Source organism: Gorillibacterium massiliense, from assembly GCF_000455485.1.
Taxonomy (GTDB): Bacteria; Bacillota; Bacilli; order Paenibacillales; family NBRC-103111; genus Gorillibacterium; species Gorillibacterium massiliense.
Genome location: NZ_CBQR020000146.1, coordinates 99948 through 112077, shown reverse-complemented (window position 1 = coordinate 112077; position 12130 = coordinate 99948). Strand labels below are relative to the sequence as shown.

General features: G+C 49.7%; 14 protein-coding genes and 1 riboswitch. Of the genes, 7 read left to right on the top strand and 7 right to left on the bottom strand.

Annotated elements, in window-relative coordinates; all coding sequences use genetic code 11:
• Positions 1–25: 25 nt before the first annotated feature.
• From TJ79_RS20035 to TJ79_RS20025, 3 genes are all read right to left on the bottom strand, one after another.
• Positions 26–1153: a SpoIIE family protein phosphatase gene (locus tag TJ79_RS20035; protein WP_040952113.1), complete on the bottom strand. Its 1128-nt coding sequence runs from the start codon at positions 1151–1153 to the stop codon at positions 26–28.
• 24 nt (positions 1154–1177) lie between these two features.
• A complete protein-coding gene (recQ, locus tag TJ79_RS20030) occupies positions 1178–2953 on the bottom strand; it encodes a DNA helicase RecQ (RefSeq protein ID WP_040952112.1) in 1776 nt (591 codons plus the stop codon).
• Positions 2954–3156: 203 nt separating this feature from the next.
• Positions 3157–3357, bottom strand: a complete 201-nt coding sequence (locus tag TJ79_RS20025; RefSeq protein ID WP_040952111.1) for a cold-shock protein — start codon at positions 3355–3357, stop codon at positions 3157–3159.
• A 488-nt stretch (positions 3358–3845) separates the two neighbouring features.
• Positions 3846–3962: riboswitch (SAM riboswitch) on the top strand.
• Between the two features lie 215 nt (positions 3963–4177).
• On the opposite strand from TJ79_RS20025, the gene TJ79_RS20020 reads away from it, so the two are divergent.
• The 5 genes from TJ79_RS20020 (at position 4178) to udk (ending at position 8077) form a co-directional block, all read left to right on the top strand.
• The gene (locus tag TJ79_RS20020; RefSeq protein ID WP_040952110.1) at positions 4178–5191 is read left to right on the top strand and encodes a methionine ABC transporter ATP-binding protein; all 1014 of its coding nucleotides are present in this window, start codon (positions 4178–4180) and stop codon (positions 5189–5191) included.
• Positions 5192–5205: 14 nt separating this feature from the next.
• Positions 5206–5865: a methionine ABC transporter permease gene (locus tag TJ79_RS20015; RefSeq protein ID WP_040952147.1), complete on the top strand. Its 660-nt coding sequence runs from the start codon at positions 5206–5208 to the stop codon at positions 5863–5865.
• Positions 5866–5953: 88 nt separating this feature from the next.
• The gene (locus TJ79_RS20010) at positions 5954–6823 is read left to right on the top strand and encodes a MetQ/NlpA family ABC transporter substrate-binding protein (RefSeq protein ID WP_040952109.1); all 870 of its coding nucleotides are present in this window, start codon (positions 5954–5956) and stop codon (positions 6821–6823) included.
• Between the two features lie 221 nt (positions 6824–7044).
• Positions 7045–7227, top strand: a complete 183-nt coding sequence (locus TJ79_RS20005; RefSeq protein ID WP_040952108.1) for a hypothetical protein — start codon at positions 7045–7047, stop codon at positions 7225–7227.
• Positions 7228–7462: 235 nt separating this feature from the next.
• Positions 7463–8077 (top strand): uridine kinase, encoded by a 615-nt coding sequence (udk, locus tag TJ79_RS20000; protein ID WP_040952107.1) that lies wholly within the window; start codon positions 7463–7465, stop codon positions 8075–8077.
• A 55-nt stretch (positions 8078–8132) separates the two neighbouring features.
• Here udk and TJ79_RS19995 read toward each other — a convergent pair whose 3' ends face one another.
• The 4 genes from TJ79_RS19995 to TJ79_RS19980 all read right to left on the bottom strand — a co-directional run bounded on the left by TJ79_RS19995 (position 8133) and on the right by TJ79_RS19980 (position 11242).
• Complete coding sequence (locus tag TJ79_RS19995) at positions 8133–9023, bottom strand: alpha/beta fold hydrolase (RefSeq protein ID WP_040952146.1); 891 nt, start codon at positions 9021–9023, stop codon at positions 8133–8135.
• Positions 9024–9028: 5 nt separating this feature from the next.
• Positions 9029–9658, bottom strand: a complete 630-nt coding sequence (locus tag TJ79_RS26190) for a TetR family transcriptional regulator (RefSeq protein ID WP_052339787.1) — start codon at positions 9656–9658, stop codon at positions 9029–9031.
• Between the two features lie 174 nt (positions 9659–9832).
• Positions 9833–10816 carry an SPFH domain-containing protein gene (locus tag TJ79_RS19985; RefSeq protein WP_040952106.1) on the bottom strand — a complete coding sequence of 328 codons (984 nt, stop codon included), beginning with the start codon at positions 10814–10816 and terminating at the stop codon, positions 9833–9835.
• Positions 10817–11242 (bottom strand): NfeD family protein, encoded by a 426-nt coding sequence (locus TJ79_RS19980; RefSeq protein WP_040952105.1) that lies wholly within the window; start codon positions 11240–11242, stop codon positions 10817–10819.
• 183 nt (positions 11243–11425) lie between these two features.
• Between TJ79_RS19980 and TJ79_RS19975 the strand changes: the two genes are divergently transcribed.
• On the top strand, positions 11426–11764 hold the full coding sequence (locus tag TJ79_RS19975; protein WP_040952104.1) for a L,D-transpeptidase: 339 nt from the start codon (positions 11426–11428) through the stop codon (positions 11762–11764).
• 113 nt (positions 11765–11877) lie between these two features.
• The gene (locus TJ79_RS19970) at positions 11878–12096 is read left to right on the top strand and encodes a DUF378 domain-containing protein (protein ID WP_040952103.1); all 219 of its coding nucleotides are present in this window, start codon (positions 11878–11880) and stop codon (positions 12094–12096) included.
• The last annotated feature ends 34 nt before the right edge of the window (positions 12097–12130 follow it).

Below are 12130 nucleotides of genomic sequence, written 5' to 3'. Positions count from 1 at the left end.
ATCGGCCCAATCTTCGTTGCCAGTGTCATACCGTTTCGATCAGCACCATGCACATATCGTCCTGCTGGTTTCCCCGGTCTTCCTCCGGCAGGATCCGATCCATCGCTTCAGCCAAATCCCCGGTCACGGCGGATGTCAGTTGGGTATGCAAATCGCCTCCCTGCTTCTCCACCGCTTCCAGAAGCCCGTCGGTAAACAGAAATATACGCGCGTTATCGCAGTACTCGATCCGATCCTTTTGAATTTCAATCTGTTCGAAAAAGCCGACGGCGCAGCTGCCCTTATCAAGCTGAACGGAGCTTCCGTCTTTATAGACAACCAGCCCCGGAGGATGGCCGGCATTTACGTACTCAATGGTTTTACGATGGGTGTCGATGACAAGATAAATAGCCGTAAAATAGTAATGGATAAAGTGCTCCAGACTGTACAACTGATTCATGTAGCGGTTCAACTCGTTGATGACCAGCTCCGGATCCACCAACCGGGTAATGGTATCCTGCAGCACGGAGGAAATGAACATGCACACCAAGGACGAGGATATCCCATGCCCCATCATATCCAGCAAAATGACACCGTACCGATGATCATCGATCCGGTACCAGGAGTACATGTCTCCCGCCAGTTCAAAGGATGGATAGTAGTTTGCCGTGATACGGATGATCTCATTATCCACCGGCTGCCCTAGCACGCTGCGCTGCACCTGCTTGGCTAAATCCAGCTCATTGCGGATTCTCCGGTCCCGTTCGATATGCCAATCCTTCTCATATTTCAACCGCAAGGCAACCCGGATGCGAGCCATCAGCTCCACCTTGTTGATGGGCTTCATGACATAATCCATAGCCCCAGCATCCAGCGCCTCCGCTAGCTTATTGGAGTCACCCAGGGCGGTGACGATAATGATGGGGATGTCTCTTAGCCTTTCTTCTTGATGAATCCTTCGACAAGCGGCCAAGCCGTCGATCTCCGGCATCATCATGTCCATCAGGATCAGGTCGACGGGCATTTCCGCAGGCTCCCCCGAGACAATGCCAAGAAGCTTGTACAGCTCATGGGCCGAGCTCGCCGTGATGCAATCGCGGTAGCCTTCGCTTTTCAATATTTTTTCGATAATGATCAAATTCACCGGATTATCGTCAACGATCAGAATACTCATATCTCGCTTCCCTTCTCCGACGGTTTAGGCGCCGGATTCCGTATACTCGCGGATGAGCTCCATAAACAATACACCGTAGCGAAGGAACTTGGCCTCCCCTACGCCCTTCACGGACAGCATGGAACCGCGGTCGGTGGGCAGCGATTCGCTCATCTCCCGTAAGGTACTGTCTGGGAAGACCACATACGGCGGAACATTGTCCCGCTCGGACAACTCTTTGCGCAGCATCCGCAGACGTTCAAACAACGCGGCGTCCCCTACAGCCTCTTGACGTTTAGCGATGCGTTTGCGAACGATGACCGGCTCCTCTCCCCTCAGGACGGCGGCTGCCTGCTGCTGCAGGCGAACCACCGGGTACTTGCCTTCCGATAAGGCAAGAAAGCCTTCCGCAATAAGCGTGTGAATCAAATCGGCGATTTCCTTTTCCGTTAACCGGCTCATCAGGCCATAAGTGGGCAGCCGGTTAAAACCGAACTGGGTCACTTTTTGGTTACGGGAGCCCTTCAGTACCTGGCTCACCAGAGAGACGCCGAACCGTTCCTTCATGCGATAGATGCAGGAGAAAATCTTTTGGGCTTCCACGGTTAAATCCGTAAGCTCAACATCGTCGGAGCAGTTGCCGCAATTACCGCAAGCTTCCGGTGCATCCTCGCCGAAATAACCGAGTATATAACGGCGCAAGCAGCGAGTGGTATGGCAGTAATCCACCATTCCCTGAAGCTTGCGGTATTCATTTGCTTTGCGCTCCGGGTCCATCAGGCTCTGTTCGATGAGGAACTTTTGAATGATGGTATCCTGGGCGCTGAACAGCAGGATGCATTCGCCGGGCTCGCCGTCCCGCCCCGCTCTTCCGGCCTCTTGATAGTAGGCTTCCATATTTTTCGGCATGTTGTAATGGATCACGTAGCGGACGTTGGATTTATCGATGCCCATGCCGAAGGCGTTGCTGGCCACCATGATGCGGATATCGTCAAACAGGAACCGCTCCTGGCTTTCCTTGCGCTCCACATCCGTAAGACCGGCATGATAGCGGCCGGCAGAGATGCCTTTCTTGTTCAGGAAAGCGCAGAGGGAGTCTACTTCCTTGCGGGTCGCGGCGTAAACGATGCCCGCCTCGTCCTTATGCTCGCGAATATAGCGGAGCAGGTAATCCTGCTTATTTTCACCTTTCACAACGGAAAACTTCAGATTCTCCCGGTTAAAGCCCGTCAAAAAAACATGCTCCGGCGGTATGCCCAAGTAACGGGTAATATCCTCCGTAACCTCGGGTGTCGCCGTCGCCGTAAATGCCGATACCACCGGCCGCTTGGGCAAAAGCTCCAGAAGCCCCGTGATCGCCCGGTAGCTGGGCCGGAAATCATGGCCCCACTGGGAGATACAGTGAGCTTCGTCGATGGCGAGCATCGACACGGGCAGAGTGCGCAGCAAGTCCCGAAAGCGCTCCGACTCCAGCCGCTCAGGTGCGATGTAGATGAGTTTGAACTCTCCATTTTCCGCACGCCTCAGCCGCTTCCCCACCTCCGAGCCGCTTACGGAACTATTGATGAATGTGGCGGCGATGCCCATACTGGTCAAAGTGTCGATCTGGTCCTTCATCAGTGAGATGAGCGGCGAGATAACCAGCGTTATGCCTGGAAGGAGCAAAGCGGGAATTTGATAGCAAAGGGACTTTCCCCCGCCTGTGGGCATGATGCCCAGTACGTCGCTGCCGGCAAGAATAGAACGGATCGCCTTCTCTTGCCCAGGGCGGAAAGAATGATAACCATAGTATTTTTCGAGAATGGACAATGCTTGTTGCAAACGGCATACCTCAAATCTTTAATGGAAATATAAGAAAACCTCTATCGAGGCTTTACAAAGATGAGCGACCGCGTTTCAGAGGTAGGTTTTCTTGGTACAGAATGTTTTCGTGCTTGAGCACTTTAGCAAACTTAAACATTCTGTAACGTAGAAAAAACTGCTCCGTACAGAGCAGTTTCGTTGGTTTAAGTTCGGACCTTGTCTTACAGCTTGACAACGCCGTCTGCTTGAGGCCCACGTGCGCCCTGCACGACACTGAACTGCACCTTCTGGCCTTGATCAAGGGTCTTGAAGCCTTCGCCTGTAATCGCAGAGTAATGAACGAAAACATCATTGCCGCTTTCCGTGGAAATGAAGCCAAAACCTTTCTCTGCATTAAACCATTTTACCGTACCCGTTTGCATTTGTACAACCTCCAAGGATGGATTTGTTAATATGTACGTTTTTTACTTACCAAGACCGGCAAATAAAAAATTCACACATTATCGAGTGGTTCATTCTTCGAGAATGGACCCCTTGATCATGAGTGAATCAAGTATCATTCCTGCGAATGCCGATATTACGGGTGTGAAATTATAGCGTCTCAACGCTTAATACCCTTGCCAAGGAATCGTGAAACACCCTTTTTAAAATTTTTGATCATTTTCTTTTTCAGCTTGGGGCTGGAGCGGCAACTTTCGGTTAGAGTTCATTGTATGCGGCTTCAGGCTAAATGCTTTTCAGTCGAGAGAACAATTCGAATCCAAATTGCGACAAGATTATACAGCAGTTATATAAAATGTCGGAATATAGGTTGACGGAAGAAGGGGGATAGGCTATACTGCAACTTAGTAACCCGAGGTTAGAATATAACTTCTTTTTTATCGGGAAAATCAAATTAAATATGCGGTTCTTCTTATTCAGAGAGGCGGAGGGAAAGGCCCTATGATGCCCGGCAACCGTCCTGCTATCAAGCAGGAAAATTGGTGCCAATTCCTCGGAGCGTTTATGCGGCTCCGACAAATGAGAAGGGACAGTGCGCTTTTTACCAAAACCACGACCCTTTTCCTTTGCGGAAAAGGGTTTTCTTATTCCCGGATAACTGGCGGATAATTCCTCGCCGAGAGAAAAAGGATAAAGGTTGAATAACCTTTATTTCATGTTACCTAGCGAATATAAATCCAAGAATCTCTGTTGGATAAGTAGTAGTTTAAACCGCCTTCATTATAGGTAGAGGTGAATGCATTGATCCGATTGCATCAAATTCACAAAAGCTACAAAGTGGGCTCCACCCTCGTCCCTGCCTTGAAGGGCATCGATTTGGCGATCGAGCGGGGCGAAATTTTCGGGGTGATTGGCCATTCCGGGGCTGGAAAAAGCACCTTGATCCGCTGCATCAACCTGCTTGAGCGGCCGACCAGCGGCGAGGTGTTCATCGACGGTGTCGAGATCACCAAGCTGGATAGCCGCAAGCTGCAGGAACAGCGGCGGAAAATTGGCATGATTTTTCAGCATTTCAACCTGCTCAGCTCAGCGACTGTTGCCGATAACATCGCCTTTCCCCTTACATTGGCCAAGATGCCTTCAGCGGAAATCAAACGCCGGGTGAAAGAACTCGTCGCCTTGGTGGGATTGGAAGGCCATGAGCATAAATACCCGGCCCAGCTATCCGGCGGGCAAAAACAGCGGGTCGGCATCGCCCGAGCTTTGGCCAACGATCCGCACGTCCTGTTATGCGACGAAGCAACATCGGCTCTTGATCCGCAAACCACAAATTCCATCCTCACCCTGCTTCTGGACATCAACCGCAAGCTGGGCCTGACGATCGTGCTGATTACTCACGAAATGCACGTCATCCGCTCCATTTGCGACCGTCTGGCCGTTATCCAGGATGGAGAAATCGTGGAATCCGGGAAAGTTGCCCATGTTTTCCTGAAACCCAAGCATCCCACAACTCGGGAATTCATCGAACAGGTGGAAAACTCCGCCGAACTGTTAGCCGCGGTTTCCAAGGAAAAAGCGGCTGGCCGCCGCACCATCGTCCGCATGACCTTCATCGGTGAGATGACCTATGAGCCGGTGCTTTACCGGGCGATGCGGGATACAGACACGTCCTTCGCCATTCTGCAGGGCACCATTTCCCGGCTGAAAGACATTCCCTACGGGCAAATGGTCGTCGAACTGGAAGGCGAGGAGCCGCAAATCGCCAAGGCCGTCAGCTATTTGCGGGAAAGTGGCGTGGAGGTGGAATTCCTGTGATTTTAAAAAATAGCATGGACTTCTCTAATATCGACTGGTCGAGCATCTGGAGAGAGACGCTGCACACGCTGGAGATGGTAGGCATGTCCGCTCTGTTCGCGGTGTTAGTCGGCCTCCCAGTGGGGATTCTCCTTTTTCTCACCGCCCGGGGACATTTGCTGCAAAACACTGCCGTTTATAGCGTCCTTTCCATTGTCGTGAACATTCTCCGCTCTGTGCCTTTCATCATTTTGATGATTCTGGTCATGCCGTTAACCAAGGACATCGTCGGAACGACCATCGGTGTAAAAGGAACCATCCCGCCCTTAGTCTTCGCAGCCGCCCCCTTCTTCGCCAGGCTGGTGGAAACCTCCTTGCGAGAGGTGGACCGCGGCGTCATTGAAGCGGCTCAAGCCATGGGTGCCGGAAAATGGCAGATTGTCAGACGCGTGCTTTTGGCGGAATCCCGCCCCGGCCTCATCGCCGGCATCACGATCACCATCGTCAATCTGGTCTCCTACTCGGCCATGTCCGGCGTCATCGGCGGCGGCGGTCTCGGGGATTTGGCAATCCGCTACGGCTATAACCGGTTTCAATTCGACGTCATGATCGTCACGGTGGTCATTCTGATCATCATCGTGCAGGTGCTGCAAATCATCGGCGACCGATTGGTCATTTATTTTAGCCGGAAGTAGCGGGAACCACCTGTCTGTCTGTTTCACCCCATCACGGTTTCAAAGCAAAAAATATATAGAATCATTTATCTTGGGAGGCTAGAGAAACATGAAAAAATGGATCACCCTACTGTTCACCGTCGTCTTGGCATTCAGCTTAGCCGCTTGCGGCAGCAAATCGGATAACAAGTCCGGGTCCGAAGCGTCGACGACGCCGGAATCCAGCACATCGGCTGCTCCTACGACTGCACCTAGCGCCGAACCTGTTAAAATCACCGTAGGCGCCACCACGCCCCATGCGGAAATTTTAGAGCACCTGAAGCCCGCTTTGGAAAAAGAAGGTGTCATCCTCGATATCAAGGAATTCACCGACTACGTGCAACCCAACGTCCAATTGAACGACAAACAGCTCGACGCCAACTACTTCCAACACGTTCCTTACTTGGACGAGTTCAATAAAGAGCACAACATGAACCTAGTGAAAGTGGTCGGCGTTCACGTGGAGCCGATGGGCATTTACTCCAAAAAAATCAAAAGCCTGGACGAACTGAAGGACAAAGCCAAAGTCACCATTCCTAACGATGCCACCAACGGCGGACGCGCTCTGCTGCTGCTGGAAAAGGCCGGACTGCTGAAGCTGAAGGACGGCGTAGGAATCAACGCTACGGTAAAAGACATCGTCGACAACCCGAAAAAGCTGGCCATCACCGAGTTGGAAGCCGCCATGCTGCCCCGTACCCTGGATGAAGTCGCTATTTCCGTTGTCAACACGAACTTCGCCCTCGATGCCGGCCTTAAGCCGACGAAGGACGCGCTGTTCATCGAAGACAAGGATTCGCCATACGTCAATATTCTCGTAGCCCGCGAAGACAACAAGGATTCCGATGCCATCCAAAAACTGGCGAAGGCTCTGAACTCCGAAGATACCCGCAAGTTCATCGAAACCCAATACGAAGGCGCGCTCGTACCCGCATTCTAAGCACGATCTCAAACAGAGGACACCATGACGGATCCTCTGTTTTCTTTTCATAAATAAAATGAATTGGACATCTGCCCGCCGCTATGTGTTAAAATGAACCTATAGTTTGATTGAAGCGATTTCGGTTTAATTTGTTACTAATGACACAATCTTTTGGAAGTGCGCATTTGTTGAGCTGACAGAATAAGGTCAATACGCGTGTTCATGGGAGGTATCTGTCGATGGGTAAGAAAACCGATGAAGTCAAGCAAAGCCTGCTGGAGCTGGCCCGCATCTATCAACCGAAGGATCCACGCCGGTTTGTCAACGAATTCGTCCACAAGTACAGAATTACGAAAGGGTACGAGGACGAACTGACCCACCTGGTGAAGCTTGAAATGAGCAAGATGGATGTGCCCATTTAACCATCGCTTCTTATCCGCTTACAGATTAAGGAAGTCAACAAACACCCCTCGCATCGAGAAGCTTAAGCCCGGTCATGATGTCCGGGCTTTTTATTTTGCCAGTTTTATGTATCAGTGGGATCGGTTATTGTGTCTGTTTCCCCTCCTATGTTAAAATTTTAGGCATGCTTGGACATAAATTAGGAAGATGACTACGGGATAACATCCTGCATGCACTTCTTTTGGGAGGATTCACGTGCTTATTATCGGAATTGCCGGGGGAACCGGATCCGGCAAAACGACTGTCGCCCGCTCCATCATTCAACAGCTCGGCACAGACAATGTCGCTTTTATTTCTCAGGATAACTTTTATGCGGACGGATCGCATCTGACCTTTGAACAGCGCAAACATACCAACTACGACCATCCCGACTCCTTCGACAACAGCCTGCTGCTGGAGCGTATCTGTGAGCTCAGAAGCGGTTCGGATATTCACATTCCCGTCTATGACTTCACCACCCACACCCGCACGCAGGAAACGGTCAGCGTCCCGTTCCGCCCTGTCGTGGTATTGGAAGGTATTCACGTGTTGTCCGATCCGGAGCTGCGCGAAGTGCTGGATATCAAAATATTCGTCGACACCGAACCGGATGTTCGCCTGCTTCGCCGCATTCTGCGCGACATCAACGAACGAGGGCGGTCTCTCGAGTCCATTCACGCCCAATATATTCACTCCGTCAAACCGATGCACGAAGCATTCATCGAACCATCGAAAAAATACGCCGACATCATCATTCCCGAAGGCGGCGAGAACGAAATCGGCATCTCGCTGATCACGGCGCGCATTGAACGATATCTATCGGAATTATAAAAAACGGTCCAATCCTGTGAGGGGTTGGACCGTTTTTTTGAGACGACACGGATATTCAAGTATGTATTTTCTCACTAAAGTACTCAATAAGTATAAGGTTTATTTCATCTGCCATTTCGTGGTTGATACCATGTCCCACTTCTGCAAAGAAGCGGGCATTCATTTCATATTTCTCCAATGCCGCTTTCCCACCCATAACGGAAAAAGGATCTACCTCCCCCACTAAATAAAGGACTTTGCTTCGTATGCTTTCGATTTGCTCATCCGAAAAACCGATAACCTTGTGGTACCGCATCGCCATGTTATTGTAACCGCGCAATAAATAGCTAAAATGCTCAAGGATCAGCGGGTTCTCTGTGAAGACGGCGCTGTTTTTTCCGGTAAGCTTCATCAGCAGTTTCTTTATGTTCTGTTTTGTTGGAAATAAGGCTTCCGGAAAAAATATCTTGATCATAGTTTTCATTGGACTCCCGGTTACCCCCGCAGGCACACTTGACGCCATACAGACCACCTTATTAACGCGTTCCGGCCGGACAAGGGCGTAGTACTGTGCCAGATATCCTCCGTGTGAAACACCGGCAATATTCACATCCTTGAGTCTTAAGCCGTCCAGTATATCATCTATCCAGACAGCATCATCAAATTCTTTGTTATAGCTGTTATCGACTACGCTTTTCCCGGGTCCTCCAAGAGTATCCACTGCATAAAGCCGGAAGTGCGGAGCAAGCGCAGCGGCATTGCATATCCACATCAATGCAGAGTCATCACCGACACCGTGAAAAAGCAGGATGGGAGGTGCATCGCTTTCGCCAAACACATTAACATGTGTGCTGCCGTAACGCGTCATGATATCGATCTGGGTTATATCGACACCCCATTCATCAAGTAAACGATCATAGGTCGACAAGATATTTTTTTTGGCCTTTTGAGTTCTATATATTTTCAAGATCACTATGCCTCCATGCAAAAATAATGGGTGAAAAATCGCTTTAACATAAGAGTCAGTTCTTTCTTAGCCGCTGATTTTGCATCATCTGCGACAGCACCCGGGCCGGAAAAGTACTTTTGAAACACATATAAAATGATGGATTGATATTCTGCCGCCAAAAAATCAGGATGGTCTTCATGGATATACCCTTTATCGATCATAAAGGTGAAGACATTTTTATGATGTTCAAGTGGGGCGACAAAGAGAAGCTTATGATAAATGATTGCGGCATTCTCGTTTCTTTGCTTTTCAATTAAAAGCATACGAATCAATTTATGAATCTTTGCTTCTAGCAAGTAGCCTTCTATATATGCAATTCCAGCATTAATAAATTTTTCACAGACAATCTTTGAAACGACATATAACTCATTGTTAAAGCTATCCTTCCTTATCTGCGCCAATTGTTCCGCCTGATCCAATAGGGTTTGGAAAATATCTTCCTTGTTCCTGAAGTGATAATAGATGGAGCTTTCCTTTATACCAACTGCTTTACCGATATCTCTGATAGAAACAGCCGTATATCCATCCACAGAAAACATATCCAGCGCCGCGACAAGAATTTTTTCCTTTGTACTCTGTTCAATACCGTTCATAATTACCTCCTACGCTAGCCTAACGATCGTTAGATAAGTACAATATATCTAACAACTGTTAGATAATCAAGTGCTTTTTTCACTGGTTAGAAGATGCGTGCCTCCGTGCACGCTATGCAAAAAAACGGTCCATCCCGAATCGGGATTGGACCGTTTTTATTAGTTGGGAGGAGGTTAAGCCTCCGGATTGAATTTGCTGCGGGCTTTGGAGGGGTCGGCAACAACATCTTTCTTATCCTTGAAGACTTCGCTGATGGCGCCTAAGCTGCCTAAAGCATTTACTGCGCCTGTAGGGATAAAGACTTTGTTAGCCGTGCCTTTGGACATCTCGATCAACGATTCAAAGGATTTGTAAGCTAACACGTTTTCGTCCAGACCTGCAGATTTGAGCAGCTCAATCCGGCTCTTTTCGGCTTCCGCAACGGATTGGATCGCCCTCGCTTGACCGATAGCCTCCAACTCCTGAGCTTCCTTGAAACCTTCCGCTTGACGGATGCGGGCTTCTCTCTCGCCTTCCGCCCGGAGAATTTTACTTTGCTTATCCCCTTCGGAGCGGAGAATCATATCCTGCTTCGCGGCTTCTGCCTCGAGGATGATCGCCCGCTTACTGCGTTCAGCTTTCATTTGCTTATCCATCGCATCTTGAATGTCTGAAGGCGGTTTGATGTCGATGACTTCGACCCGCTCGATGCGCACGCCCCATTTTTCCGTCGCTTCATCCAGCGCCAAGCGAATTTCCGTCGAAATCTTTTCCCGGCCGGAGAGGGTTTCATCCAGCTCCAGCTTGCCGATAATTTGCCGCATCGTAGCGGTTGTAATATTCCGTACGCCGTAAACGTAATCGGAAATGCCGTAGGTCGCTTGCTCGGGGCCAACCACTTGATAGAAGATGATCATATCGATCTGCACTTGCACGTTATCCTTGGTAATAACGGTTTGTGGCGGAACGTTCGACTGCTGAATCCGCAGATCATGATAAGTGCGAACCTGTTCAACGAGCGGGATCAGAATGTTCAGACCTGGTGTCAAGAGCCGGTTGAATTTACCGAGACGTTCCACAACGCCGACTCTTTGCTGCGGGACAATCTTGATCGTTAATGCTACGATAATGATAACAAGAACAAGGATAACCACACTGAAAATAAGCGCGTTGTTCAATTAAATTCCTCCCCATTTTTGGACTTCCAACGTTGTGCTGGTTCTGCTGAGCACAATGACTTTCTCTCCTCGGTCAACCGGACTTTCGGAGCGCGCGCTCCAGGATTCGTTGCCAACCTTAACGATTCCGGTTCCTTCCGCGCCAATGGACTCTACAACGACGCCTTCCTTGCCCACTAATTCGTCAATGACGTCGCGGAACCCTCTGCTGTGCCGGAGCCGCCGCGTCAACGGCTTCGTCCAGATCGTCAAGACGATAGCGACAATGCAGCCCGCAACAATCTGCAAAGCGTAGGCGTCTGGAAGAATGAACGCAAGCACCAACGCGACCAACGCACCTATGCCAAGCCAAAGCAGATAAAACGTTAGAGTGAACATCTCCACGATTAGCAGAGTCACCCCAATAATGAGCCATATGACCCACATACGCGTATCACCGCCTCATTCCATATTACAACGTGTTTCACCATTACATACGCAGCTCCAGCCAAAAAGTATCAAAATAGAGCGTTTTCTTTTTTAGCCCCCCTCATGATAACACTTCAGTCGTCCACAGAACATATAGTAATATCAATTTGGCTTTTATTTTGCGTTGAAAGGGGATTTCAAATGCCTCCCTACCGCATCATTATCGACCTGTCGGATCGAAAGCTTCATCTGTTACAGGGCGACAGAGTCATTCGTACCTTTCCCGTCGGAATTGGCCGTATCGCAACGGAAACCCCACGAGGGGAATTCCATATTATCAACAAACAACCATACCCGGGTGGCCCATTTGGAGACTACTGGATGGGACTATCCAAGCCACACTACGGAATTCACGGAACAAATGATGAATCTTCCATAGGCAAGCTTGTTTCAAAAGGATGCATTCGCATGCACAATCACGATGTGCTGGAACTGGCCAATCTCGTGCCCATAGGAACTCAAGTTACCATTCGCAGCTGAGCCGTGCCTCGGCTTTTGTTTCAAATGGCTTTTTGCAGGGGTTTGCATAAAGGAAAGGAACGAACCCATACTAGCCCTAGGACCGCACCTTATGTACGGGAGGAGGGTGAAAAATGAAAGCCATGAATATACTGGCTCTTACACTGCTTATCATCGGCGGCTTGAACTGGCTTTTGGTTGGTCTGTTCGAGTGGGATCTGATTGGTGGATTGACCGGGGGAATGAACAGCGCATTTGCGCGGGTTGTTTTTGTGATCGTCGGTCTGGCTGCGATTTACGCCTTTGCGCTTTACGGCAAGGTGTCCGACGACGACCGCATCGGCGCTCGTTAGTTCCGGTTCATGAACAGCAGAATACGGCGAAAAA